Source organism: Streptomyces atratus, from assembly GCF_040655115.1.
Classification (GTDB): domain Bacteria; phylum Actinomycetota; class Actinomycetes; order Streptomycetales; family Streptomycetaceae; genus Streptomyces; species Streptomyces atratus_D.
Window position 1 is genome coordinate 159,286 of sequence record NZ_JBFAJH010000001.1, and the last position, 26,723, is coordinate 186,008.

Genomic DNA, 26,723 nt, shown 5'->3' on the forward strand with positions numbered 1-26,723 from the left:
CAGGGCGCGTGTGCGGCGCGCCCGCGCGTATGTACCTCCCCCTGTCGGAGCGGGCCAACCGCCCAGTGCAGGGAACGTACGCGGTGCCCGCCCACCCCTCCTCAACCAGGAGTGGCCACCCTCAGACACAGAAGACTTAAGGGGTCAACACCATGGCAGCGGAGATCGTCAATCCTCGCAGCGACAGTACGACTGACAGCAGTACCGGCAGCGCCACCGATGAGCCGTTCGACGCGGCTTTCGCGCTCCACCGCGGCGGGAAGATGGCCGTGCAGGCCACCGTTCCGCTGCGTGACAAGGACGACCTGTCCCTCGCATACACACCGGGCGTTGCCAAGGTGTGCAGCGCCATCGCGGAGAATCCCGAACTGGTCCACGACTACACCTGGAAGTCGCAGGTCGTCGCCGTCGTGACGGACGGCACCGCGGTGCTCGGGCTGGGAGACATCGGACCGGAGGCGTCCTTGCCCGTGATGGAGGGCAAGGCGATCCTCTTCAAGCAGTTCGGCGGGGTCGACGCGGTTCCGATCGCGCTCGCGACGACCGATGCGGACGAGATCGTGGAGACGGTCGTCCGGCTCGCACCCTCCTTCGGAGGGGTGAATCTGGAGGACATCTCGGCGCCCCGCTGCTTCGAGATCGAGCGCAAGCTGCAGGAGCGGCTCGACATTCCGGTCTTCCACGACGACCAGCACGGTACGGCCGTGGTCACCCTGGCCGCGCTGCGCAACGCCGCGAAGCTGTCCGGGCGGACCCTCGGTGACCTGCGGGGCGTCATCTCCGGCGCGGGGGCGGCCGGTGTGGCCATCGCCAAGTTCCTCCTGGAGGCGGGGCTCGGTGACGTCGCCGTGGCCGACCGCAAGGGGATCGTCAGCCGGGACCGCGAGGACCTGACGGACGTCAAGCGTGAGCTCGCGGAGATCACCAACAAGGCCGGCATCTCCGGTCCTCTGGAGACCGCACTGGTCGGCGCGGACGTCTTCATCGGCGTCTCCGGCGGTACGGTTCCGGAGGCGGCGGTCGCGTCGATGGCGCCCGGTGCGTTCGTCTTCGCCATGGCCAACCCGAACCCGGAGGTCCACCCCGACATCGCGCACAAGTACGCGGCGGTCGTGGCGACGGGCCGCTCGGACTACCCGAACCAGATCAACAACGTGCTGGCCTTCCCCGGCATCTTCGCCGGTGCGCTGCAGGTGCGGGCGTCCCGGATCACCGAGGGCATGAAGATCGCCGCGGCGAACGCGCTGGCGGATGTCGTGGGGGACGAACTGGCGGCTGACTACGTGATCCCCTCGCCGTTCGACGAGCGGGTTGCTCCCGCGGTGACGGCCGCGGTCGCCGCGGCCGCGCGCGCGGAGGGCGTGGCGCGGCGCTGAGGTGGAACGGGGGCGGGGCGGGGTGCGGGACGCGTGCGGCGGTCCTTCTCCCCGCCCCGCCCCTTCCCGAACCGGGGCTCCGCCCCGGCCCCACGCCTCGAACGCCGACGAGGCCGAAAGATCCCCCCGCCCGGGTGCAACCACGCGGGCCACGTCACACCCCCGGCCGGTTCCGCCGTACCCGCCCCGCGCCTAGTGTCAGGGCCATGTTCGCCGCCTACGCAGCCCGCATCGACCGCGACCAGCCCCTCACCGGCCTTGAGCTGGGCGAGCGCCCCGCCCCCGAGGCGCGCCCCGGCTGGACCACTGTCAAGGTCCGGGCCGCCTCCCTCAACCATCACGACCTCTGGTCGCTCCGTGGCGTCGGCCTCGCCGAGGACAAGCTGCCGATGATCCTCGGCTGCGACGCGGCCGGGATCGACGAGGACGGCAGCGAGGTCGTCCTGCACTCCGTCATCGGCCAGACCGGGCACGGCGTCGGCCCGGACGAACCCCGGTCCATCCTCACCGAGCGCTACCAGGGCACCTTCGCCGAGCAGGTCACCGTCCCCAGCTGGAACGTGCTGCCCAAGCCGAAGGAGCTCACCTTCGAGCAGGCCGCCTGTCTGCCGACCGCCTGGCTCACCGCGTACCGGATGCTCTTCACCAATGCCGGCGTACGGCCCGGTGACTCCGTCCTCGTCCAGGGCGCGGGCGGTGGTGTCGCGACCGCCGCGATCGTCCTCGGCAAGGCTGCCGGGCTGCGGATCTACGCCACCAGCCGGGACGAGGCCAAGCGCAGGAGAGCCGTCGAGCTCGGTGCGATCGAGGCGTACGAGCCCGGCGCGCGGCTGCCACAGCGCGTCGATGCCGTCATCGAGACGGTCGGCGCGGCCACCTGGTCCCACTCGGTGAAGTCGCTGCGCCCTGGCGGCACCCTGGTCATCTCCGGCGCGACCAGTGGAGACCGGCCCTCGCACGCCGAGCTGACCCGGATCTTCTTCCTGGAGCTGAAGGTCGTCGGTTCGACGATGGGGTCCAAGGACGAGCTGGAGGACCTGCTGGCGTTCTGTGCCACGACCGGAGTGCGGCCCGTCATCGACGAGGTGCTGCCGCTGGACCGCGCCCGCGAGGGGTTCGAGCGGCTCGCCGCGGGCGACCAGTTCGGAAAGATCGTACTCACCACATCCTGAAGTGTGTTCCGCTGACGCCTGTGTGATGGTGCGTCGGTTTCGCGATCGAGATCTGCGTCCTGTGCAGGGTCGGAGCGCTCGTGGCGGCAGTTGTCACGTCGTCCGCGGCGGCGGCGGAGGCGAGAATGAAGTCCCGGCCCGCAGCACACGGACTGGGGGTCGCCCTGCCGCCGCCGGATCGAAGCCGAGCACGGGTTGTCACCGGGGCGGGCGCCGTGCGAATCATGTCAACCATGGTTGACGGGACTGGCGTGTCAATGTAAGTTGACATCATGACCGAAGCAACGGATCTCGCCGCACGCGCCGGCGACCGCGACCCGCGCGTCGGGTTGCGCGCCGTCGCCGCCCTGCGGCGGCTGCTGGAGCAGCTCGAAGCCGTACAAGTCGGAAGCGCCCGCGTCCAGGGCTGGTCGTGGCAGGAGATCGCGGCCGAACTGGGCGTCAGTCGACAGGCCGTGCACAAGAAGTACGGGAGGCGTTGATGTTCGAACGATTCACCGGCGGTGCCCGCGCCGTCGTGACCGGCGCCGTGGACCAGGCCAGGAAGACCGGTTCCGACTCCGTCACCGAGGATCACATGCTGCTCGCCCTGCTGGACCAGCAGGGCAACCGGGCCGCCTTCGCCGTCGCCGCCCTGGGGCTCATCGACCACCGCGCCTCGGTGGAGGCGGCGCTCACCGAGGCCCGTCGGCGGGGCGGGCTGACCAAGGCCGACGCGGACGCACTCGCCGGTATCGGCATCGATGTGACGGAGATCGTCGCCCGGATCGAGGACGCCCATGGCGAGGGTGTGCTGGCCGCGGACCGGAAGGACCGCCGAGGGCGGTCCGGGCGGCCTGCCTTCGCCCGGAGCGCAAAGATCATTCTGGAGAAGTCCCTGCGGGTCGCGGTGGGGCGCGGTGACCGGTTCATCGGCGAGGAACACATCCTGCTGGCGTTCACCGTCACACCCGGTGTGGTCGCCGATGTGCTGACGGAGCACGGGGCGACGCACGAGGCGGTCACGCGTGCGCTGTACGGGGCCGGGGGAGCCGAGGGGCAGGCGAAGGCGGGGTAGGGATGCGGCGGCGCGCCGGGGCGTGCCGTCCGGCACGCCCCGGCCCCGCTCACTCCTTGGCGTCGGTGTCCTTTCGCAGGAGCGCGCCGATGTGGGCCGCCGCCGTCGACAGATGGCGGCGGGCCTCCGTCAGCTGGTCCTCCGTGACGCCCCGGTCCCGGGCCGCGTCGCGGATGTCGTCCCGGAAGCGGTCGAGCAGCCGGTCCAGGTCGCGGGCCGGGTCGCCCGTCGTGCCCGCCTCCTTGCCCCAGTCGGGGTCGGCGGTCGCTTCGGGCTTGGTGTACGGGGGCCGGCCGGTCGTCCCGGTGTAGCCGGCCAGGCGGCCGGTGATCTCGGCCAGCCCCTCCCGTACGCCGGTGGGCCAGTCACCCCGGGCGAAGTGCTCCTGGACCTGCCGGGCCGCGTTCTGCATCTGCTCGCGCGCCTTCTCCTGGGCCTCCTTGGCCTGGCGGCGCGCCTGCTGGGCGTCCTCGCGGGCGCGGCGGGACTCGTCCTTCGCCCGGCGGGCCTGCTCCTTCCACTCCTGCTTGGCCTTGCGCAGCTCCTCCTTGGCGGTGTGCCAGGCCTCGCTGTCGCCGAAGTCCGTGAAGTCGCCGAAATCGCCGAACGGGGAGCCCCGGTCGCCCTTCGCGCCGGTCCCGGTGGCGGAGGTGTGCCGGGTCTCGCCGGCTGCCGCGCGCATCTCGCTGCGCAGCTTGCCCGCCGCACCGCGCACGTCGTCCCGCATCTCGGCGGCCAGCTCGGAGACCGATTCGCGGATCTCCAGCTCCAGATCGGCCAGTTCGCCGCCGCGGTCCGCCAGTTCGGCGCGGCCCGCCTCGGTGATCGAGTAGACCTTGCGGCCGCCCTCGGTGGCATGGGTGACGAGACCCTCGGCCTCCAGCTTGGCCAGGCGTGGATAGACGGTGCCCGCCGACGGTGCGTACAGGCCCTGGAAGCGTTCCTCCAGGATCCGGATCACCTCGTAGCCGTGACGGGGCGCCTCGTCCAGGAGTTTCAGCAGGTAGAGGCGGAGCCGCCCATGGGCGAATACGGGGGGCATGTCAGAGCACCTTTCCGGTCGGCTCGGCGTCGTACGGATCGTCCTCGGCCGGGGGGCGGCGCAGCAGGGCTATCGACCCCGAGACGGTCGTGGCCCTCAGCGTCCCGGTGCCCGCGCCGAGCGTCCCGGTGATCCGCTTCGCACCCCACTGGCCACCGACCCGCAGATCCTCGAAGCCGTTGGAGACGGCGCCGCTGGCCGTGTTCGCCTCGACCGTCGCGTCCGTCGGGTGCGGCAGCCGGATGGCGACCTCGCCGGAGACCGTGGTCAGCCGGATGTCCGTGGGTTTCCCGGTCGGGTCCAGGTCGAGCACCATGTTGCCGCTGACCGATTCGGCCCGTACCACCGCCCCGGCGCCCTCGACGACCGTCAGATCGCCGGAGACCGACTTGAAGCGGAGCTCCCCGGTGACCGACTGGGCCTCCACATTGCCGGAGACCGTGTCCGCGCGGACCGTGCCGGCGAGACCGACGAGCGTGGTGTCGCCGGTGATCCCACGTACGTCCGTGCGTCCCCGGATGCCGGAGACGAGCGCTCCGGCGCCGACCGTGCCGAGCTCCACCGCCGCCCCGGCCGGCACGGCGAGCGAGACGACCGCGCTGCGGTGCCGCCCCTTGCGGTCGAACCACTTCAGGAAGCCGTGCCAGGGCAGATCCTCGTAGGCGACCGTGAGGATGCCGTCCTTCTGCGTCACGCTCAGCGGCGGGCCCTCGATCGCGGAGACCTCCAGCCGCGCGGTCGGCTCCTCGGTACCGACGACGTTGACGGTGCCGTTGACGATGCGCACGCTGAGCGCCGTCACCGGGTCGTCGAAGGTGAGCTTCCGAGGCTCGGCGATGGCCCACGTCGACACAGGCATGGATCTGACCTCCCAGGAGCGCGCCGTGACGCAACATATCGCGTCCCTTGAAGAACACGATATATCGCGGATGGGGGAAGTCAAGGGAGGGGAGGTGGCCTGGAATGGTCAAATGGGGCCAAATATGGGCACATTGCCCTACGGTGTGGGGCATGAACGCGACATCACCCGTGGGTGCGCTGCTGCTCTGCCGGGCCGAGCCCGACTCCGTACGGCCGGTGGCCCATCTGCTGCGCGAGCGGATGCTGCTCGCACCCGCCGGTGACGGGTGGAGCGTCCTCGTGCCGGAGGGAAAGCCCTGGCAGGACGGGGAAGAAGGGGAGCAGCCGGTGGACAGTGTGGTGGGGGGCTGGGCCACCGCGCTCGCGGTCGGCTCCACCTGGCAGGTCCTCGCACTGTGGTGGGACGGCGACCGGGCCGGCTACACGCTCGCGTCGGGCTTCCGGCGGCCCGTCGGATACGTCTGGCTGGCGGACGGGACTCCGGCCGGTGAGGACGAGGCGATGCGCACGTTCGCCGCGCGGCTCGGCCTCGACCCCGTCCTGGACATCCAGCGGCTCGAAACGCTCACCCGCCCGGATCCCGGCGCGGACGCCCGCACCCGGCTGCGCGGTCTTCTCGCGGTCCTCACCCGCATCGGACTGACCCTCCCGGCCGGTCTCGATCCCGGCGAACCCGCCGATCGGCTGCACGCCTCGGCCGACAGCAGGCCCGGAACGGAACGGATCGCCTGGGCGGGCTGGCGCGACGCCGTGAGGATCGAACTCGACGCGGTCGAGAACAGCAGGCTCGGCCCGTGGCTGCGCGGCCCCAAGGCACGGGCGATCGCCACCGCCCAGCTCGCCGCGGGGGTCCCGCTCGTCGCCTGGGGGATCGGGCGCCGCGGCGGAGGGTGGGCGTTCGCGGGGACGCTGCTGATCGTGCACGGGGCACTCGGTCTTGCGTACGACCGGATCCGGGCCGACGGGCGCTGAATCCGGGCCGACGGGCGCCGGCGGGCGTGGCCCGGAGGCGTCGCCCTACTCCTCGTCGTCCTCGTCGTCCAGCCGGGCCAGCCAGGTGGCGAGGCGCTCGACGGGCACCTCGAAATCGGGATTGAGGTCGACGAACGTACGCAGCTGCTCGGCGAGCCACTCGAAAGTGACCTCCTCCTCGCCGCGCCGCTTCTCCAGCTCCTCGATGCCACGGTCGGTGAAGTACATGGCGCAAGTTTAGACCGCCCCCCAATTGCCGGTCGGTCTTCATGCCTGGTGACAGCCCCCAGAGGGCCGGGAGGGCGGGCGCAGGCACCCTCGGCGGAGGCGACGGAATCCGACCGCGGACGACCGAGAACCGGCACACCCGGCCCCGGCGTCCTGACGAATGTGCATCGCATCGATCGCGTACTGCCGTTAACCTGCGGGGAGTTCGGGGAACGGGGGGTGTCATGAGTGACAGTGGGGCCCGTATCACGCGCATTGAGATGCCGGACGGTACACCGGTCTGGGCACGCGTCTCCGGGGCCGAGGAACTTGAGCGGAGGCCTGCCGGGGACGGCCTGTCCTATACGGACACCGGCTTCTCCGACGTCGCCGACCAGGTGCAGGCCCGGGTGGAGAGCCTGCGGGGGGTGGTGACCAGCGTCGCGCGGTCGCTCGCCGAGCCGCTGCGGGCCGTGCGGCCGGACGAGGTCAGCGTCGAATTCGGCATCGAACTCACGGCCAAGGCGGGCAAGGTGGTCGGACTCCTCGCGGACGGGGAGGCGAAGGGCGCCATCAAGGTCACGCTCACCTGGAGCGGTGGCGGCCCGGCCGTCGATCCGCCGATCACGCCGCAGGTGCCCGCGCAGGCCGCCGCGCCACCCATCCCGGCCGCCCCGCCCGCACCCGCCGCCCCACCTGCACCACCGGCGTCGCCGGGACCGGCATCCGCGGGGTTCGTACAACCGGGGTCCGCGCAGCCCGACCCCGCGTCCCCGCCGTCGCACGCCCCCGCATCCGCGGCCGATGCGTCCGCCGGAGCATCCACCGGCGCACCGGCGCACCCCGACGGTGCCGCGACCGCCGGCGGCGGTGGGTCATGACGCAGGAGACCGCCGGGGGCGCAGAAGGGGGTCCGGGGCCGGAGGAGGCTGCGCTCATGGACCTCGTGCGGGACGCCACCGTACGCATCCATCGCCGGGGGGACGGGTATGCCACTGACGGACCCGGCCCGGGCTTCCTGGGGAGTGGCTTCTTCATCGCCCCGAGCTGGGTCCTCACGTGCGCACATGTCGCCATGCAGGGGGAGGGGCGGGAGGTGAACGTGCTGTTCAGGGCCGACCCCTACGACGCCGAGCTGACCGAGGTCCCCGGCGTGGTGCTTGCCGCGCTGCCCGAGACCCGGCCGGCCGGCGACCGGGGCTGGCCCGCGCCCGACCTCGCGCTCATCCAGCTGCGGCGGCCCGTCGAACACCCCTGCGTGTATGTCACCGAGCGCTCGGAGGCCATGCTCCGCGGTCGCAAGGTCCGCGTCGTGGGCTGGGCGCCCGCCCCGGGTGGCGGTCTGACGACGCTCAGCGGCGACTGCGAGGTGAAGGGCACGTTCGGCGGCTGGGCCGATGCCGACCAGCAGATCCGGCTCGCCGAGGACTGGCTGGCGCCCGGGATGTCCGGCGGCCCCGTCGTGGACGTCACCCGCGGCGAGGTCGTCGGCGTGATCAAGTCGCGGCTCGACGGCCACCAGGGCGGCACCGCCATCGGAATCGAGCGGCTCCGCTCCCTCACCGTGCCCGCCGGACCTGTGGAGACCGAGACGGACGACACGTACCAGGCCGTCTTCCACGCCCACGACCGCTACCACGCCGACCGGCACAACAGCCCCGCGTCCACCGAGCGGACCTGGGCCGATGTGCAGAGCGAGCTCCCCGGCCCGCCCGGCCGGGTGCTCAGTCCGAAGCGGCGGATCGACCTCCTGGGCAGGCTCGCCGAGTTCCCGCCGCCGGTCAGTACCCGCAATCTGCTGCGGCTCCTCGACGGCCTGCCGAACGTCCACGCGCGCGATCTCCGTCCGGCACCGCGCGGCTGGCGCGACGGACTCGGCGCGCTGTACGACGCCCGCGTCCGCGACCGCGACGCCGCACTCGAACTGATCCTGCGCTACTGCATGGGCGTCCTCGCCGCCGACCGCCCGTACGACGTGCCGTCCACCCGGGCCGCCACGAAGTCCCTGTGGGAATGGGTGAAACGGATCGCCGACGAGGACCTGTCCCGCGACTTCCGGCAGGAACTCGTGCTGCACTGGCGCGCCGTCCGGCAGAGCCGGGACCAGGAACACCAGCGGGCCCCCGAGCCGAGGGGTGAGCCGACCCGGTACGGCGAACGCGCCTTCGTCCTGCTGGAACTGGAACCGCGGGGCTGGGAACGGGACCGTTACGACTGGCGGATCGGCGTCGCCCGCCGCACCGGGGAGGTCCTGCCCGTCGCCGAGGACAGCCAGGGCACGGGGCTCGGCGCTCTCCCGGACCGGCTGGCAGCTCCGCTCGCCGAGGCGTTCCGGCGGTGCGACGAACCGGACAGCCCCGCCATGCTCCAGGTCGCGGTCCCACCGGCGCTGCTCGGCCTGGACGTCGACAACTGGCAGGTGACCCCCGACGGGCTGCCGCTCGGGGCCGTACGCCCGGTCGTCGTCCGCCGCTCGGACCGGGGGCAGCTGCCGGACGGCGACGGGGAAAGACGGCGCATGGCCCGCTGGAACAGCACCCGGGACTCCTCGATACGGGCCGAAGTCGTCGACTGCGAGGACGGAATGGGGGTACGCGTACCGGAGGTCGGGAGGCTGCACACCTTGGCGTACGAGACCGTGCCGGTCCTCTGCCGGTACGGCGCCCGGCCGGACCCCGAGACCACGGCCGGACTGGTGCGGATCCTCGACGGCGGCTTCGGGGTGGCCCTGTGGCGGCGGACCGGGGAACCCGACGGGGTCTGCTCCGAATTCCATCGGCGCGCCCTCAACACCGTCGCGGAGGCCCGCACCGCCGACCGGCTGCCGCAGAGGATCCACGAGCTGAGACGGGACGTGAAGGCGGAACGCGCCGATGCGTTCTGGTCCTACGGCGTCGTCCTGTTCTACGACGATCCGCACCATACGCTGCCCGGCTCCGATCAGCTCCTGGAGGCGCCGTGAACAGCGCCGGCAGGCCCCTTACGGGGGAGTTCACGGATCGATACCGTAAGGCACGTTCGACGGCTGCTGCCCCTCACACCGGACCTGCCGGACGAGTGACGACGAGGAACACGCTATGAGTGAACCCAGCGAGTGGCTCATCTACCGAGGGGCCGGTGAACCGCACGACGGCATCGAACAGCTGCCGTCCCCGCCGCCCTGGCGGGACTTCGCAGCACGCGATGTCCCGGACGCCGGCGAGGACGGGGCCGGGGGCGAACGCACGGACGGGTCCGCCACCCGACGGCTTGGTGGCCACCGGCACATCGCCGAACTCCACCGGCCCGGCGCCGAAGAACTCGAAATGATCAACGCGGCGCTGTACCTGCGGCGCCCGCTGCTGGTCACCGGCAGCCCCGGCGCCGGAAAGAGCACCCTGGCCCACTCCGTCGCCCATGAACTCAGGCTAGGCCGGGTCCTGCGCTGGCCCATCGTCAGCCGGTCCACGCTCCTCGACGGCCTCTACCACTACGACGCGATCGCCAGGCTGCAGGACGTCCAGATCGCCGCGCACGACGCGGCGGCCGGGGCGGCGGGCTCCGACGCGGCGGGGAACGTCGGCAGCTACATCCGGCTCGGTCCGCTCGGCACCGCACTGCTGCCCTCCGACCGGCCCCGCGTGCTGCTCATCGACGAGCTCGACAAGAGCGACATCGACCTGCCGAACGACCTCCTCAATGTGCTGGAGGAGGGCGAGTTCGGCATCCCGGAACTGGAGCGCGTCGCCGACCGGCTGCCCGACGGGGAGGCCGAGGTGCTGACCGACGACGGCACCAGGGTGACGGTCAGGGGCGGCCGCGTGCAGTGCGGGGCGTTCCCGTTCGTCGTGCTCACCAGCAACGGCGAGCGCGACTTCCCGGCTCCGCTGATGCGCCGCTGCATCCACCTGGAGCTGGGCCGCCCCGACCACCAGCGGCTCGCCACCTTCGTCCGCGCCCACCTCGGCGACGAGGCGGCGCGCTCCGGAGACGATCTCATCGCCCATTTCCTGGAGCGGTCGCGCAGCGAACTCCTGGCCACCGACCAGCTGTTGAATGCCATCTACCTCACCGACGCCGCCGCCCCCGCCGGCCGGGACCGGCTCGCCGACCTGCTCATCCAGCGACTCGACCGGCCGAGGTGATGAGCTGATGCCCGACGCCACGGCACGCCACGGCCCGGACGGAGCAGGGGGAGGGCGTCCTGCGGAACCGGAGCCGTACGACGGAGGCCTGCTGCCCGCACTCGTCGCCCGGCTGCGCGGGGCCGGGCTCGACCCCGACGCCGAACAGCTCTGCGACGCTCTCTGGCTCGCCCGATGGACCCGTCACGCCGACACGCCGGAAGGGGCTGAGGAGCAGGGTGGCCCCGCCGTTCTGTCCTCACGCGCCGAGCCTTCCGACGCGGGACCGACCACGCCGCCCGCCCGCGCCACGGCCGGGCCCGGTGCGGACGCCGCGCCGGACGACGGCGAGCTCCCGGAGCAGGGGGATCCCGCGGCCGCCGACCGCCGCGTAGCGCTGTATCCCGTACCGCCCGCGGACTCCGTCCCGCACCGCGAAGGGCAGCGTGAGGGCGGCGGACCGCACGGCCTTGGGCGCCGCAGCGCCACCACCCTCACCCTCGGCGTGCCCGCCGCCCCCGCCCTGCCCGCACCTCTCGAACTCCAGCGAGCCTTACGCCCCTTGCAGCGCTATCGCCCCGCCGCACCTCCCCTGCGCCGCACCCTGGACGAGACGGCCACCGCCGAACTCAGCGCCCGCGCGGGAGGGTTGATCATGCCGGTGTTCCGCGGGGTGTCCCGGGCCGACGCGCTGCTGCAGTTCGTCATGGACGCCTCCTCGTCGATGCGTGTCTGGGACCGGATGTTCGGTGAACTTCAGCAGATATTCGGTCAGTTGGGAGCCTTTCGGGATGTCCAGGTGCGCTATCTGCACCGTGGTCCCGACGGTTCCTGCGCGGTCAGCCGCAGCCCCGACCCGGCCGCCGCCCCGCTGAACTCCGCGGACCGGCTCAGTGATCCGACCGGCCGCCGCGTCACCGTCCTGGTCAGCGACTGCGCCGGTCCGCTCTGGCACAGCGGGCGCGCCCACCGGCTGCTCCACCAGCTGGCCCGGCAGGCCCCCACTGCCGTACTGCAGCCGCTGCCGCAGCGGATGTGGAACCGTACCCGGCTACCGGTGACCTACGGTGCGCTCTCCCGCGGCGATGGACCCTCCGGGGCCGCGGTCCTGAAGGTCACCGAGGAGGCGGGCGGGTCACCCACCGCACGTCCCGGCGCCCTCGCCGTCCCCGTACTCCCGCCCGTGGCGGGCGCGCTCGCCGCGTGGGCGCGACTTCTCTCCGGAACCGGCGCCGGCCGCATCTCCGGGGCGGTCGGCTGGGTCAGGGCCGACCAGCCCGCCGCGCCCGCACCACGCCCCGGCGACCGGCCGTCCTCGCTCCAGCTGGTCAGCCGCTTCCGCTCGGCGGCCTCCCCGGTCGCCGGACAGCTCGCGGTCTATCTCGCCGCGGCACCGCTCTATCTGCCGGTGATGCAGCTGGTGCAGCGGACGATGCTGCCCGGCTCCGGCCCCTCCGAACTCGCCGAGGTGCTGCTCAGCGGACTGATCTCGCGGAGCAAGGGCGACGGCGTGGGCGACGGGCAGTGGTACGAGTTCGCGCCCGGCGTCCAGGAAGCGCTGCTCGGACCGCTGGGACGGGACGAGGCGCTGCTCGTGCTCAAACACTGTTCGGAGTACATAGAGCAGCGGTTCGGCAAGGGCGGTCCGAACTTCCCCGCGCTGGCGTTCGCCCAGCTCGGGGACGGCCGGCGCGCCTCCTCGTACGCCGCCGAGCCCGGCCGTCACATGCAGAGCGACGGTATCGGGCCGAACGCAGAGAACGCAGAGAACGCCGAGAACGACGAGGGCGACGAGAACGGGGAGAGCGACGGCAGCGGCGGGTCGCGTGTTCCTCACCCCTTCGCCGAGGTCGCGGCTCGCGTACTGGAGCGCTTCATGCCGCTGCCCGAGCAGTTCGCCCTCTACGGCGACCGGGGTGGCCGCGACGCCCCCGGCCGGATGACACACACGGCGGTGGAGAGCGCCCGCGCACTCCTGCGCCGGTTCGACTCGGACAGCATGGTGCAGTACCTGATCGACGCCGTGCAGCTGCTCCGGGGCGCCACCGAGCGCGAGCGGTACCCGGGCGCCGACCCCGAACTGTGGGCCGAGTACGCCCGCTGCGTGCTGCGGCTGTGGGAGGTCCAGGGCGGCGACGACCTCCTGCGCGAGGCCGAGAACGCGGCGGAACGGGCCGCCGCGCACCCCGGGACGGTACGCGAACGGGCGGTGCTGGCCAAGGTGCTGCACGCCGCGGCCGACGACCGGCGGCGGCGCGGCGACCGACGCGGCGCACTGGCCCTGCTCCGACGCGCCGACCGCGAGTACACGGTCGCCTGCGCGGCCCCCGGCCTCGACCCGGGCGAGGCGCTCCGGCTCACCCTGGAGCGGGTACGGGCCCTGGAGGCGCAGTGGCGCCTCGGCGGCGACAGCGCCCTGTTGCAGGCCGCGGCTGGAATGCTGGAGGCGTTCGCCGACGCCTGGCCCGACCAGGAGAACCGTCCGGCCACGCTGCCGCTGGCGCACGGCCGGACCCTGCTCAAACTGGCCGGGGCGACCGTCGACAGCGAACAGGCGCGGGTGTACGCGGGGCAGGCGGCCCGCTCGCTGCGCACCGCGTTCGGGGCGGGTGGCGGCCGGCACACCCTGGGCACCGAGGTGCGGATCCTGCTGGACCTGGTGGATGCCCTGCTGGCCTCCGGCGGCGAACCGGACGAGGCGACGACCCTGATCGACCAGGCGCTGGAGACCGTGCGGGAACAGCGTCAGCGCGCCGCGCTCCAGACCAGGGCGGGCCGGGTCCGGGTCGCCCGTTACGACCAGCTGGGCGCACCGGACGAACTCGTGGCGGCCGCCGAATGGTTTGCCCGCGCCTCCCGCGGTGTCCCGCGCGACTCCCGGGCCCATGCGGATCTGCTCGCCGAATGGGGCGGGACCCTGTTGCGGCGTGCCGGACTGCCGGACGGGCGTGAGTACATCGGCGCGGCGGTGCGGGTGCTGCGCGACTGCCGTACGGAGACACCGTCCGGCAGCGCGCGCCAGGCCGAGCGGCTGCTGATGCTCGGGCGGGCCCTGATGCTGCGGCACCGAGCCACCGAGGACCGGGTCGACCTGCGGGAGGCGGAGCACCTCTTCGGCGTCGCCGCGCAGGAGGCCCGCGATCCGCTGACCGCGGCGCGCTGCTGGCTGGCGCTGGGCCGGTCCCATCTCGATGCCTCGCGGGTGCTGCAGCGGCCGGCCAGGCTCGACGACGCGGCCGAGGCGTTCCGGGACGCGGCCGAGTCCGCCCGCACGGCGGAAGCGGAGCTGGAGAGTCCACAACAGTGGCAAGAGGCGGTGGAGTTGGGTGCTATGGCCAACCACTGGCGGGGTATGACGTACGAGAAGGCGGGGCGTCCCCGGGCCGCGCGGGAGGCGTACCGGGCGGCCGGCCTCGAATGGCGCAAACTGCCGAACGGCGGCGGCGCGGCGGGCGAGTCGACCGCCGCGCGGTTGGCCGAGCTGGAGCGCTGAGCGCACGACGGTGTGCGCGCGGCGGGTGTACGGCGTGCGCCGGGCTGCCTGAACCGGGGCGTCCGGTGCGGGAGGTCCGGTCCCGGGCGTTCGGGGCCGGGCGAGGTGTGCGAGGCAGCGGTACATACGTGGGGCAGGGACGGGAGCTCGACGGAGGGCGCTCGACGGTGAGCGTGCGACCGTGAGCCCGGTGCAGCGGGAACGGGGAGATGTGATGGGCGAGTCGCGTGAGGTGTACGGGCCGATCCGGTCGACAGCCGACGGCGGGCCGGGCGGTGAACTGCCGGAACTGCCGGATCTGCTGGAGCTCGACCTGGAAACCCTGCGGACGCTGGACCATCCGGTCCTCGCGGCCGTGGTGGCGGATCTGCGGGGCAGGGCGAACCAGCCGCGGGAGATGCTGTGGGGATTCACCAGCGCGCTGTGAACGATCCGAGTCGTCAGGACAGGCCGCCGAAACGCGTCCGGAGCCGAGCCGACCCGCATGGTTTCGGCCCCGGACTCCGCCGAACAGGACGTCGCAGCCCGGCCGGGTTTGCCCTCCCGGAGGGCCAGGGATACTCGCTTCAGGCCGGCACCGAGAGCCGTCCACGCGGCCGTACGCAGGAGCTGTCCCAAGGGTCCGTGCAACAGGGGGTGCCAGGTTGTCCCGACAGGCGCCCCCTCGCGTGCCGTGGCACACCGGCTCTGTGAGCCGCACCCCCGTCCCTTTCGGCCAGTTCATCGTCAAGGTGCACGGCCGCTGCAATCTGGCCTGCCGCTACTGCTACCTGTACGAGGGCCCCGACCGGTCCTGGCGCGACCGCCCGTCCGCCGCCGCGCCCGCGGTCCTGGAGCGCACCGCCTCGCGTATCGCCGATCACGCCGCGGCTCACCGGCTGCGGGAGGTCGCCCTCGTGCTGCACGGCGGCGAACCCCTGCTCGCGGGTGCCGACCGGCTGGCCGCCTTCGCCGACCGGGTTCGTGACCGGGCGCCGGCCGACTGCACCGTACGCGCCACTGTCCAGACCAACGCCACTTTGCTCACCGACGCGCGCATCGCCACACTGGCCCGGCACCGCATCGGCATCGGCATCAGCCTGGACGGCGGTCTGCCCGCCCACAACACCGAGCGCACCGACCACGCGGGGCGCCCCTCCTGGCCGGCGGCCTCGCGCGGCGCCCGGTTGCTCGCCGACCGGCACCCCGAGGCGTACGCGGGCATCCTCACCGTCGTCGACCCACGGACCGACCCGGTCGAGATGTACGAGTCGCTGCTGGCCCTGCGCCCACCGGCCCTGGATCTGCTGCTGCCGCACGGCAATTGGACGGCCCCGCCGCCAGGCCTGGCCGCCACGCACCCGGCGCACTCCGCACACCCCGGCGGAATCGGACGTCCTACCCCCTACGGCGACTGGCTGTGCACCGTTTTCGACCGCTGGTGGCCGGCCGGGCGACGGGAGACCAAGGTCCGGCTCTTCGAGGAGTGCCTCGCCCTCCTGCTCGGCCTGCCCGCCGCCACCGAATCCCTCGGACTCGACCCGGTCAACGCCATCGTGGTCGAGACCAACGGCACGATCGAGCAGATCGACTCCCTCAAGTCCGCCTATGACACGGCCGCGGCCACCGGACTCGACATCTTCCGCCACACCTTCGACGATGCCCTGCGGCACCCCGGCGTCGCCGCCCGCCAGGCCGGCGCCGATGCGCTCGCCGCCGTCTGCCGCACGTGCCCGCTGCTCACCGTCTGCGGCGGCGGTCACTACGCCCACCGCTACCGCGCAGGACACGGCTTCGCCAACCCCTCCGTCTACTGCGCCGACCTCGACCGACTGGTCCGCCATGTGGCGGCCCGGCTGGCCGAAGCGACTGCAGGAGACCCCCCATGAGTCCCACCCTCCCCCACCGCGCGCTGCGCGAACTCGGCCGCACCGAAGGCGACGCCGAGGCCCTGGAACTACTCGTCCGAGACCAGGACACCCGTCGGCTCGTCCTGCTGCGCGCCCTGCTCGACGCGGCGGCGGCCGCCCCCGTGACCATCTGCCCGCCGGACCTGCTCGACCGGCTCCACGAGGACTGGGCGCTGCTGGCGGCGGCCGAGCGTACCGACCGGGCAGCCGCACGTTCCGTCCTGCTCCATCCGCTCGTGGGCCCCTGGGCCGAGCGCTGCCTGAACGGTCTCACCGCCGATGCGCCGGTCCCGGAACTCCGTACCGATCTCGGCCACTTGGGTGCGCTGGCCGCCGCGGCCGCCATCCGCGCCGGGCTGCCCTTCGCGACACGGCTCACCCCGCGCGGCGCGGTGCTGCATCTGCCGACGCTCGGCGCCGCCCACCTGGGCCCGGGCGCGGTCGCTCTCTCGGCGGACGGCGGAGAGGTGAGGCTCCGCCGGGGGCGTTCGGCAGACGTCTCCGTAGGGGTCGACTCCGGCGTCGCGAGTTCCTTGGACCCACGTTGGCTGCCCGTGTCCGCGCTGCCCGCCGTACTGCCGGGCGACAACCCCGTACCGCTGGACGATCTCGACCCGTACCGCGCCGCGGGCGGCGGTCTCGAGCGCCATGGACTGAGTGGCACCATCCACCTCGACGACGACGGGCGCAAGGCCTGGGCCGCGTCCTGGTCGGGCGTGGAGCCCCTGCTCCGGATCGGCGGCGGCCACCGGTCGACTGAAGCGGCCGTCCTGCTTCGCTGTCTTGTGCCACTGGCCCCGCCGCCCGGGTCCGCTCCCTCCGGCGAGGGCGCGGCGCACTGCAGCGGCACCCGGCGCGAGGCGTTCGGGGCCGTCCTCAGCAGCAGGCCGGCCGACGCCGTTCACTTCGCCTCGACTCTCGTGCACGAACTCCAGCACACCAAACTGGCCGCGCTCAGCGCCCTCGTACCCCTGCACCACGAGGACACCGCGCCCCGGCACTTCGCACCCTGGCGGCCCGACCCGCGGCCCTTCGACGGGCTGCTCCAAGGGGCCTATTCGCACATCGCGCTCGCCGACTACTGGCAGCGGTTCGCGCTCGGCGCGGAACGTGCCACCTACACCCAGCGCGATCTGGCGTGGTCCGAGCACGCCCGCCGCCGTGAGCAGGTCGGCGCAGTCCTGCCCGTTCTCGCCGGATCCGGCGCGCTGACTCCCGAAGGCCGTGTGATCGTCAACGAAATGATCACGCTCTACCACCGACTGGCGGATTGGCCACCCCCAACGGGGCACTTGGCTCGCGCGAGGGCGTACGTGGCCACGGCCCGGGTGATATGGCAGCAGAGGAACTATTCGGAGCGAGCGTGACCGGGTGCCGCGGATCAAGCGGCAACAGACTTCAGAAGGAGGTCCGACCCGGTCGCCGGTGTATGTTGACAGGGCTTGTATCGATGCAGGGAGACGGCCGAATGCCCGTAGCGCGTAGACAAGTTGGAGCAACGGGGGCGTCCACCGTCACCATCAGTTTCGCCGGGTTCAACCGGGCCTGGGCGGCCTGGATCGGGGACCGTCTCGAACGGCGTGGTGTGCGCGTCGTGTTCCAGCGCTGGGATCCCCCGGTGGAGACCCCGCTGGAGGACTCGTTGCAGGACCTGATGCTCGCCCCCGGCCGCATCCTCGTCATTCTCAGCGACTGGTACTTCCAACTGGGACCCCGCAGCCACGGCGAGTGGAACGGGGCGCTGCGCGAAGTGGTCGCCCCCGATGCCGAGCGCTTCGCGGCCGTCTCCATCTCCGCCTCCGTCATGCCCGGCGCCACCTCCGTCTTCGCTGCGGCCGACCTGACCAACGTCGGTGCGGACGAGGCCGAGCGGCGCATGCTCGCCCGCCTCGATCTGACCGGCGACCCGGTGCCGCAGTCCGCCGACGCGAAGCCCGGGCCCCGCTTCCCGGCCGACACCCCCGAGGTGTGGGGCGGAGTGCCGCGCCGCAACATCCGGTTCACCGGCCGTGAGGGGCTGCTCAACGAGGCGTACCACGCACTTCAGGAGGCGGGCCCCGGTGCGGGCGTCGTGACACTCCACGGCATGTCCGGCGTCGGCAAGACGCAGCTGGCCGCGGAGTACGTCTACCGCTTCGGCTCCGAATACGACGTCGTGTGGTGGGTCCCCGCCGACCGCCGCGCCCTCTACCGCCAGAAACTCGCCGAACTCGCCCCGGAACTGGGCCTGCCCACCGGCGCCGAGTACGGCGAACGGCTGCGCGCGGTCAGGGACTCGCTGCGCCGCGGTGAACCGTACTCCCACTGGCTCCTCGTCCTCGACGGAGCCGACGACCCCGAACAGATCTGGGACCTGGTGCCGACCGGTCCGGGACACGTCCTGATCACGTCACGCAACCCGGAGTGGGGCGAGCACAACAGCAACCTCCTCGAGGTGCCGATCTACAGCCGGGACGAGTCGGTGGCCTTCGTCCGCCGCCGGGCTCCACGGCTGACGCACACCGAGGCCGCTCAGCTGGCCGAGGCGCTGGAGGACCTCCCGCTGCTGCTCGACCAGACGGCCGGCTGGCTCAACGACTCCGACATGTCGATCGAGGAGTACATCGAACTCCTCCAGGGCGGCATCGACCAGGACGTCGTCAAGGTCTCCAGGGACTTTCCGATCGCCTTCCAGACCGCCTGGTCAATACTGCTGAACAAGCTCAAGGAGACGGTCCCCGAGTCCATCGACCTGCTGCGGCTGTGCAGCTTCTTCGCACCGGGCTCCATTCCCGTACGGCTGCTGAAGGAGATGCCGCCCGGTGAGCTGCCGGAACAGCTCACCGGCCTGATGAACGATCCGCTGCTCTGGAACAGGGCGATCAGCCAGCTGCGGCAGTACTCCGTGGTGCGGCTGGAGTCCCACGAGTCGGTGGACGAGGAGGCCTCGTCCTCGGGAGAATCGCTTTATCTGCACCGCATGGTCCACCAGATCGTGGGCAAGGACATGCCGGAGCGGGACCGGGAGGAGTTCATCGACGTCGTCCGCCGGGCTCTCGCAGCCGCCGACCCCGGACGGCCCATCGACGCCACGCAATGGCCCGCGTACGCCGAGATCACTCCTCATCTGAAGTGGGCCGGCGTCCTGGAGAGCACCGATCCCGCGGTGCACACCCTGGTCCTCAACTGCCTGCGCTACATGTACTTCTCGGGCGAGTACCGGGCGGGCATCAAGCTCGGCGGCCGCGCCATGACGGCGTGGCGCGAACTGCTGGGTGCAACCCACCCCAGGCTCTGGGACCTCAGCTACAACTACGCCAACCTGATGCGGGCCGTCGGCGACTACGCGGGCACCGAGGCCATGGAGCGGGCCGTGGTCGACCACCTGCGCACCGAGCGCGGGGGACAGGACCTCGAACATCTGCGGGCCGCCAGTGGCCTCGCCGCGGACCTGCGGGGCCTCGGCCGCTACGAGGAGGCGCTGGAGATGTCCAGCTGGATCCTCGACACCTACCGCGAATTGCTCGGAGACCAGGACTCCCGCACCGTCAACGCCCAGAACAACCTGGCCATTTCGCAGCGCCTGCTCGGTCGGTACGAAGAGTCCCGGGAGCTCAACCGGCGCACTCTGGAGGCGCGGCGGCAACTGTTGAGGGCCCGGCACAGCTGGACCCTCCTCTCCGAGATCAACTACGCCACGGATCTCCGGCTGCTCGGCCGCTACAGCGAGGCCGAATCGCTCCAGGCGCAGAGCGCCCGGGTGCACCGGATCGTCCTGGGTGAGGACAACCCCCAGACGCTGCTCGCCGAGCACAACCTCGCGCTCTGCCGCTACCGCAACGGCGAACGTGGCAAGGCCGCGCCCGCGTTCACCCGGGTCCTCGAGCGCGGCGAGCGGGTTCTGGGTGAGGGCGACCCCCTGACCTTGATGTTCGCGGCCAGCCAGAGTTTCTTCGCGCGCGAGCACGCCGACATCGACCAGGCCAGGACGATAAGTGAGTACGTCGTCGACGGGTACACCACGATGCTCGGTGAGGAACACCCGTACGTGGCCGGCACCCGCGCCAACCACGCTCTGATCCTCCGCAATGTCGGCGAACGGGACCATGCCCACCTGCTCACCGAAGAAGCGCTCGCCCAGATGACGCGAGCCGTGGGCGAGAACCACCCATGGACGCTCGGCTGCGCGATCAACGCGTCGGCACTGCGCAACCTGGTCGGCGACCCGGAATCCGCCGCCGCGCTGACCGACGTCTGCGTCACCCGGGCCATCGAGACCCTCGGCCGGACCCATCCGCTCACGCTCTCCGCCCGGATCGCCCACGCGGCGGACCTGCGGGGCATGCGGGAGAGGCAGCGGGCCGACAAGGTCGAGAGCGAGGCATTGGGCGACCTCGTCGCCACGCTGGGCGCACAGCACGTCCACACGGTCTCGGCGCGGTCCCGCAACCGCCCGTACTGGGACTTCGAGCCGCAGATCATCTGATTCGATCACCGAAGGAACGGCGATATGCCGGAGGGCCCGGCCCCGCGAATCGATCGCGGGGCCGGGCCCTCCGTACGTACAACCGCCGGTCAGGCCTCGAAGACCTCGGCGACCAGCTGTGCCTGCTCGGCCTGGTGGCGCTTGGCCGAGCCGACCGCCGGGGAGGAGCCGTGCGGCCGCGAGATGCGACGCAGGCGCTCACCGTGCGGGACGTCGGCGCCGACGGCCAGGTCCAGGTGGTCGATCAGGTTCAGGGCGATGAACGGCCAGGCACCCTGGTTGGCCGGCTCCTCCTGGGCCCAGAGATACTTCTCGGCGTTCGGATACTTGGCGATCTCGGCCTGCAGCTCGGCACCCGGCAGCGGGTACAGACGCTCCAGCCGGATGATCGCCGTGTCCGTCACGCCGCGCTTCTCGCGCTCGGCATCCAGGTCGTAGTAGACCTTGCCGGCGCAGAAGACGACCTTGCGGACCGCGCTCGGGTCGACCGAGTCGTCGCCGATCACCGGGCGGAAGCCGCCGGTGGTGAACTCCTCCGCCTTGGACGCCGCCGCCTTGAGGCGGAGCATCGACTTCGGGGTGAAGACGACCAGCGGCTTGTGGTGCGGGTTGTGCACCTGCCACCGCAGGAGGTGGAAGTAGTTCGACGGGAGCGTCGGCATGGCGACCGTCATGTTGCTCTGCGCGCACATCTGGAGGAAGCGCTCCGGGCGGGCGGACGAGTGGTCCGGGCCCTGGCCCTCGTAGCCGTGCGGCAGGAGCAGCGTGACGCCTGAGGTCTGGCCCCACTTCTGCTCGGCCGAGGAGATGAACTCGTCGACGACGGTCTGCGCGCCGTTGACGAAGTCACCGAACTGGGCCTCCCAGATGACCAGCGACTCCGGGCGGGCCAGCGAGTAGCCGTACTCGAAGCCCATCGCCGCGTACTCGCTGAGCAGCGAGTCGTAGACGTTGTAACGGGCCTGTTCGTCGGAGAGGTAGAGCAGCGGGGTGTAGTCCTCGCCGGTCACCTGGTCGACCAGGACCGCGTGGCGCTGACCGAAGGTGCCTCGGCGGGTGTCCTGGCCGGCGAGCCGGACCGGGGTGCCCTCCATCAGCAGCGAACCGATGGCCAGGGTCTCGCCCATGCCCCAGTCGATCGTGCCGTTCTCCACCGAGGCGGCACGGCGCTGCATCTGCGGCATCAGGCGCGGGTGGACCGTGATCCGCTCCGGGATGTTGACCTGGGACTCGGCGATCCGCTTCACGACCTCCGCGGAGACCGCGGTGGTCACGGCGACCGGGAACTCGGGCCGTGCTTCCGGGACATGGGTCTGGGCCGGGTGCGAGGTGGCTTCGCGGACCTCCGCGAAGACCTTCTCCAGCTGGCCCTGGAAGTCCTGGAGCGCCTGCTCGGCCTCTTCCAGCGTGATGTCGCCGCGACCGATGAGGGACTCGGTGTAGAGCTTGCGCACCGAGCGCTTCTTGTCGATCAGGGTGTACATCTGCGGGTTGGTGAACTCCGGGTTGTCGCCCTCGTTGTGACCGCGGCGGCGGTAGCAGATGAGGTCGATGACCACGTCCTTGTTGAACGCCTGCCGGAATTCGAAGGCCAGCCGGGCCACGCGGACGACGGCCTCGGGGTCGTCTCCGTTGACGTGGATGATCGGCGCCTCGATCATGCGTGCCACGTCGGTGGCGTACATCGAGGAGCGGGAGGACTCCGGGGCGGCGGTGAAGCCGACCTGGTTGTTGATCACCACGTGCACGGTGCCGCCGGTGCGGTAGCCGCGCAGCTGCGACATGTTGAGCGTCTCGGCGACGACGCCCTGGCCCGCGAAGGCCGCGTCGCCGTGGAGCGCGACGGGCAGGACCGTGAAGTCCGTGCCGCCCTTGTTGATGATGTCCTGCTTGGCGCGGGCGATGCCCTCGAGGACCGGGTCGACCGCCTCCAGGTGCGAGGGGTTGGCCGCCAGCGAGACCTTGATCTGCTCGCCGTCCAGACCGGTGAAGGTGCCTTCGGCGCCCAGGTGGTACTTCACGTCGCCGGAGCCGTGCATCGACCGCGGGTCGAGGTTGCCCTCGAACTCCCGGAAGATCTGCGCGTACGACTTGCCGACGATGTTCGCCAGCACGTTCAGACGGCCGCGGTGGGCCATGCCGATGACGACCTCGTCGAGGCGGGCCTCGGCGGCGGAGTCGATGACCGCGTCGAGCAGCGGGATGACGGACTCGCCGCCCTCCAGCGAGAACCGCTTCTGGCCGACGTACTTGGTCTGCAGGAACGTCTCGAACGCCTCGGCGGCGTTGAGGCGGCGCAGGATCCGCAGCTGCTCCTCGCGCTCCGGCTTGGGGCGCGGACGCTCCACCCGGTCCTGGAGCCACTTGCGCTGCTTCGGGTCCTGGATGTGCATGAACTCGATGCCGGTGGTGCGGCAGTACGACTCACGCAGCACACCGAGGATGTCGCGGAGCTTCATCATCGTCTTGCCGGCGAACCCGCCGACCGCGAAGTCCCGCTCCAGGTCCCACAGGGTGAGGCCGTGCTCGGTGATGTCCAGGTCGGGGTGCTTGCGCTGGCGGTACTCCAGCGGGTCGGTGTCGGCCATGACATGGCCGCGGACCCGGTAGGAGTGGATCAGCTCGAAGACCCGCGCCGCCTTGGTGACGTCGTCGTCGTGCGAGGCGTCGATGTCCTTGAGCCAGCGGACCGGCTCGTAGGGGATGCGCAGCGCCTTGAAGATCTCGTCGTAGAACTCGTTCTCGCCGAGCAGGAGCTGGGACACGATCCGCAGGAACTCGCCGGAGGCGGCGCCCTGGATGACGCGGTGGTCGTACGTCGAGGTCAGGGTCATGACCTTCGAGATGCCCAGCTTGTTCAGGGTGTCCTGGGAGGTGCCCTGGAACTCCGCCGGGTAGTCCATCGCGCCGACACCCATGATGAGGCCCTGTCCGGGCATCAGGCGGGGCACCGAGTGGACGGTGCCGATGCCGCCGGGGTTGGTCAGCGAGGCGGTGACTCCGGTGAAGTCGTCCATGCCGAGCTTGCCGATGCGGGCGCGGCGGACGATGTCCTCGTACGCCTGCCAGAACTCGAAGAAGTTGAGCGTCTCGGCCTTCTTGATGGCCGCGACGACCAGCTGGCGGTCGCCGCTCGGCTTCACCAGGTCGATGGCCAGACCGAGGTTGACGTGCTCCGGCTTGACCAGGGTCGGCTTGCCGTCCTTCTCCGCGAAGGAGTGGTTCATCGACGGCATGGCCTTGAGGGCCTGCACCATCGCGTACCCGATGAGGTGCGTGAAGGAGATCTTCCCGCCGCGGGCGCGCTTGAGGTGGTTGTTGATGACGATGCGGTTGTCGAAGAGCAGCTTCACCGGAACGGCGCGCACGGACGTGGCCGTCGGCAGTTCCAGGGAGGCGTTCATGTTCTTCGCCACGGCGGCGGACGGGCCGCGCAGCGTCACGTACTCGGGGCCCTCGGCGGCAGCGGCCGGGGCCGCCTTGGCGGGTGCGGCGGCCTTCGCGGCCGGAACGGCGGGCGCAGCCGGAACGGCGGGCGCGGCCGGAGCGGCGGGCGCGGCCGGAGCGGCGGGCGCGGCCGGTGCCACCGGGGCAGCGACCGGAGCGGCAGCCGCGGGCTTCGCCGGGGCGGCCGGTGCGGCGGCCGGGACCTGCGCCGGAGCGGCAGGCGCGGTCCGGGCCGGTGCGGTGGCGGCCGGGGCCACCGCAGCCCCCGCGGCTGCGGCGCCGGGAACGGGCTTGTCCGCCGTGCCGGACGTACCCGGCTTGTAGTCGGCGAAGAAGTCCCACCAGGCGCGATCGACCGAATTGGGGTCCTGGAGGTACTGCTGATAGATCTCGTCGACGAGCCACTCATTGGGGCCGAAAGCCGCAGCCGGGCTCGTGCCCGGGCTGGCTTGGTCGGTCGAGATGCTTGAGTTACTGGGGGACTGAGACGACACGGCGGCAACCGCCCTCTTCCGCTTCACAAGGTGATGGACAGCGGAAATCAAGGCTACGCCTCCTTGACCGTTCCATGCAGACCGGGCCGGTCTTCGTCGTGCAAGTCACATCAAAGAGCGGGTTTCGGCGCAGGAAATGGCGGGAAACAACCCTGGTTCCGCTTCAGTCCGGGTACGCGAGGCAGTGGCTACGGCCCCATGGACCGTCTCCCCTCGTGGGACGACACGTAGAACGTGCCCTTCCGGTTCGAACCCTATGTCAACTGTGCGATTGAGGGATCCCCGGAAGGGTGACTTGGATCCGGCAGCCGCGAGCCGATTCAGCCACTCCGATGCGGCCGCCGTGCAGATTCACCGCCCAGCGGGCGATCGCCAGACCCAGCCCCGTACCGCCGTCGCTGCCCGGACCGTGCGGGGACGGCACCTCGCCACGGTTGAAACGCTCGAAGACCCGGTGCCGCTCGGACTCGGGGATGCCCGGACCCTCGTCCAGGACCTCCAGGTCCAGCGACTCCGGCTGCGCGCCGCGCCGCGCCCGCACCGTGACCCGGCCGTGCGGCGGGCTGTGCTTGACAGCGTTGTCGATCAGATTGGCCACCACCTGGTGGAGCCGCTCCGCGTCCGCATGAGCGGTCAGTTCGGGCGGCGACACATCCAGATGCAGATGGACGTCCTTGCGGCTGTGGTTCCCGGAACCGGAGGACAGCCGGCGGTGCGAGGCGGCCAGGTTCGCTTCCTTCAGCACGCCCGAGAGATACGGCCACACCTCGAAGCGGCGGGCCTTCAGGGTGACCACCCCGTGGTCCAGCCGGGACAGGTCCAGCAGCGTCTCCACCAGCCTGCTGAGCCGCTCCGTCTGTTTGAGCGCCGTGCGCATCGTCTCCGGATCAGCCGCGGAGACCCCGTCCACGACGTTCTCCAGCACCGCCCTCAGCGCCGCGATCGGCGTCCGCAGCTCGTGCGAGACGTTGGCCACCAGCTCCTTGCGGTGCCGGTCCACGGCCTCCAGATCGTCCGCCATGAGATTGATCGTCTGCGCCAGGTCGCCGAGCTCGTCACGCCGGTCGGCGCCCCTCACCCGTCTGGTGTAGTCGCCGTGCGAGATCGACCGGGCGACCTTCGTCATCTCGTCCAGCGGCGCCGTCAGGCCGTGCGCCACGAACTGGGTGATCAGCAGTGTCGCGATCACCGAGAACACGGTGATGAACCGCAGCTCGGTCCTGGTGCGCACCGCCACCATCAGAAGCCCGGTCGTGATGAACACCGAGACCACGACGAGCGTGCCCAGCTTCGCCTTGACCGAGAAGGGACGCAGTCCGGAGCCCGGCCGGGTCATGGCGCCGGGGTCTCCAGGGCGTAACCGACCCCGTGCACGGTACGGATCCGCTCCGCACCGATCTTCCGGCGCAGCGCCTTGATGTGGCTGTCGACGGTACGGGTGCCGGAGGCGTCCGCCCAGTCCCAGACCTCCGCGAGCAACTGCTCCCGGGAGAGCACCGCGCGCGGTGTGCCGGCCAGGCAGACCAGCAGATCGAACTCGGTCGGCGTGAGGTGGACGTCCTCGGCGCGCACCCGCACCCGGCGCTGCGCGTGGTCGATCTCCAGCTCGCCGAGGCGCAGGATGCCGCTGCGCGGCGTCACCGCGGCCAGTGCGGCACGCTCCACCCGGCGCAGCAGGACATGCACCCGGGCCGCCAGCTCGCGCATCGAGAACGGTTTGGTCATGTAGTCGTCCGCGCCGACACCGAGGCCGACCAGCATGTCGGTCTCGTCGTCCCGGGCGGTCAGCATCAGCACAGGCACCGGCCGTGTGGCCTGCACCCGGCGGCACACCTCCAGGCCGTCGAAGCCCGGCAGCATGATGTCGAGCACCATCAGGTCGGGCTGCCAGGCCTCGGCCGCGTCGACGGCCGCGGGGCCGTCGAGCGCGGTCTGCACCAGGAAACCCTCGGCCCGCAGACGGGCGGAGATGGCGTCGACGATCGTCGCGTCGTCCTCGACCACCAGCACCCGGCGCTGTGCGCCCGGGGTGGCCGCGACACCGTTGTGGGTGGTGTGTGTCTGTTCCATCGCCCCGCCCCTGCCCGTTCTCGCGGGGGCCATTCCCCCGGACGCACGGTCTTCGCTTGTGAATTTCGTGGGTGA

19 protein-coding genes are annotated in these 26,723 nt (G+C 71.7%); 13 read left to right on the plus strand and 6 right to left on the minus strand.

Going from position 1 to position 26,723, the window contains the following annotated elements; translation table 11 throughout:
* Positions 1-152: 152 nt before the first annotated feature.
* From AB0I23_RS00785 to AB0I23_RS00800, 4 genes are all read left to right on the plus strand, one after another.
* Positions 153-1,376, plus strand: a complete 1,224-nt coding sequence (locus AB0I23_RS00785; protein WP_037689135.1) for an NAD(P)-dependent malic enzyme — start codon at positions 153-155, stop codon at positions 1,374-1,376.
* Between the two features lie 206 nt (positions 1,377-1,582).
* The gene (locus tag AB0I23_RS00790; protein WP_359105494.1) at positions 1,583-2,548 is read left to right on the plus strand and encodes a zinc-binding dehydrogenase; all 966 of its coding nucleotides are present in this window, start codon (positions 1,583-1,585) and stop codon (positions 2,546-2,548) included.
* Positions 2,549-2,820: 272 nt separating this feature from the next.
* The gene (locus AB0I23_RS00795) at positions 2,821-3,030 is read left to right on the plus strand and encodes a helix-turn-helix domain-containing protein (protein WP_032763160.1); all 210 of its coding nucleotides are present in this window, start codon (positions 2,821-2,823) and stop codon (positions 3,028-3,030) included.
* Entirely contained in the window at positions 3,030-3,605 is a 576-nt protein-coding gene (locus tag AB0I23_RS00800) for a Clp protease N-terminal domain-containing protein (RefSeq protein WP_359105497.1), read from the plus strand. Before AB0I23_RS00795 ends, AB0I23_RS00800 begins: the two co-directional genes overlap by 1 nt.
* A gap of 49 nt (positions 3,606-3,654) precedes the next feature.
* Here AB0I23_RS00800 and AB0I23_RS00805 read toward each other — a convergent pair whose 3' ends face one another.
* On the minus strand, positions 3,655-4,647 hold the full coding sequence (locus tag AB0I23_RS00805; protein WP_359105499.1) for a PadR family transcriptional regulator: 993 nt from the start codon (positions 4,645-4,647) through the stop codon (positions 3,655-3,657).
* Between the two features lies 1 nt (position 4,648).
* Positions 4,649-5,506: a DUF4097 family beta strand repeat-containing protein gene (locus AB0I23_RS00810; RefSeq protein ID WP_359105501.1), complete on the minus strand. Its 858-nt coding sequence runs from the start codon at positions 5,504-5,506 to the stop codon at positions 4,649-4,651.
* A 152-nt stretch (positions 5,507-5,658) separates the two neighbouring features.
* On the opposite strand from AB0I23_RS00810, the gene AB0I23_RS00815 reads away from it, so the two are divergent.
* On the plus strand, positions 5,659-6,480 hold the full coding sequence (locus AB0I23_RS00815) for a hypothetical protein (RefSeq protein ID WP_359105504.1): 822 nt from the start codon (positions 5,659-5,661) through the stop codon (positions 6,478-6,480).
* 45 nt (positions 6,481-6,525) lie between these two features.
* Here AB0I23_RS00815 and AB0I23_RS00820 read toward each other — a convergent pair whose 3' ends face one another.
* Positions 6,526-6,708, minus strand: a complete 183-nt coding sequence (locus AB0I23_RS00820; RefSeq protein WP_005312030.1) for a DUF6104 family protein — start codon at positions 6,706-6,708, stop codon at positions 6,526-6,528.
* A 224-nt stretch (positions 6,709-6,932) separates the two neighbouring features.
* Here AB0I23_RS00820 and AB0I23_RS00825 point away from each other — a divergent pair, with 224 nt between their 5' ends.
* From AB0I23_RS00825 to fxsT, 8 genes are all read left to right on the plus strand, one after another.
* Complete coding sequence (locus tag AB0I23_RS00825; protein ID WP_359105507.1) at positions 6,933-7,568, plus strand: CU044_2847 family protein; 636 nt, start codon at positions 6,933-6,935, stop codon at positions 7,566-7,568.
* A gap of 56 nt (positions 7,569-7,624) precedes the next feature.
* A complete protein-coding gene (locus AB0I23_RS00830) occupies positions 7,625-9,649 on the plus strand; it encodes a trypsin-like peptidase domain-containing protein (RefSeq protein WP_359105509.1) in 2,025 nt (674 codons plus the stop codon).
* A gap of 115 nt (positions 9,650-9,764) precedes the next feature.
* Positions 9,765-10,811, plus strand: a complete 1,047-nt coding sequence (locus tag AB0I23_RS00835; RefSeq protein ID WP_359105510.1) for an AAA family ATPase — start codon at positions 9,765-9,767, stop codon at positions 10,809-10,811.
* Positions 10,812-10,818: 7 nt separating this feature from the next.
* On the plus strand, positions 10,819-14,283 hold the full coding sequence (locus AB0I23_RS00840) for an SAV_2336 N-terminal domain-related protein (protein WP_359105513.1): 3,465 nt from the start codon (positions 10,819-10,821) through the stop codon (positions 14,281-14,283).
* Positions 14,284-14,464: 181 nt separating this feature from the next.
* Positions 14,465-14,710, plus strand: coding sequence for an FxSxx-COOH cyclophane-containing RiPP peptide (fxsA, locus tag AB0I23_RS00845; RefSeq protein WP_436846854.1), 246 nt, complete (start codon positions 14,465-14,467; stop codon positions 14,708-14,710).
* A gap of 217 nt (positions 14,711-14,927) precedes the next feature.
* Positions 14,928-16,151, plus strand: coding sequence for an FxsB family cyclophane-forming radical SAM/SPASM peptide maturase (locus tag AB0I23_RS00850; RefSeq protein WP_436846855.1), 1,224 nt, complete (start codon positions 14,928-14,930; stop codon positions 16,149-16,151).
* Positions 16,148-17,539: an aKG-HExxH-type peptide beta-hydroxylase gene (locus tag AB0I23_RS00855; protein WP_359105518.1), complete on the plus strand. Its 1,392-nt coding sequence runs from the start codon at positions 16,148-16,150 to the stop codon at positions 17,537-17,539. Before AB0I23_RS00850 ends, AB0I23_RS00855 begins: the two co-directional genes overlap by 4 nt.
* 101 nt (positions 17,540-17,640) lie before the next feature.
* Positions 17,641-20,637: an FxSxx-COOH system tetratricopeptide repeat protein gene (gene fxsT, locus AB0I23_RS00860; RefSeq protein ID WP_359105520.1), complete on the plus strand. Its 2,997-nt coding sequence runs from the start codon at positions 17,641-17,643 to the stop codon at positions 20,635-20,637.
* Between the two features lie 89 nt (positions 20,638-20,726).
* On the opposite strand, the gene AB0I23_RS00865 is transcribed toward fxsT, so the two are convergent.
* The 3 genes from AB0I23_RS00865 to AB0I23_RS00875 form a co-directional block, all read right to left on the minus strand.
* Positions 20,727-24,578: a multifunctional oxoglutarate decarboxylase/oxoglutarate dehydrogenase thiamine pyrophosphate-binding subunit/dihydrolipoyllysine-residue succinyltransferase subunit gene (locus AB0I23_RS00865; protein WP_359105522.1), complete on the minus strand. Its 3,852-nt coding sequence runs from the start codon at positions 24,576-24,578 to the stop codon at positions 20,727-20,729.
* A gap of 259 nt (positions 24,579-24,837) precedes the next feature.
* Complete coding sequence (locus tag AB0I23_RS00870; protein WP_359105524.1) at positions 24,838-25,914, minus strand: HAMP domain-containing sensor histidine kinase; 1,077 nt, start codon at positions 25,912-25,914, stop codon at positions 24,838-24,840.
* Positions 25,911-26,648 (minus strand): response regulator transcription factor, encoded by a 738-nt coding sequence (locus AB0I23_RS00875; RefSeq protein WP_037689162.1) that lies wholly within the window; start codon positions 26,646-26,648, stop codon positions 25,911-25,913. The genes AB0I23_RS00870 and AB0I23_RS00875 overlap by 4 nt, the downstream gene beginning before the upstream one ends.
* Positions 26,649-26,723: the final 75 nt, after the last annotated feature.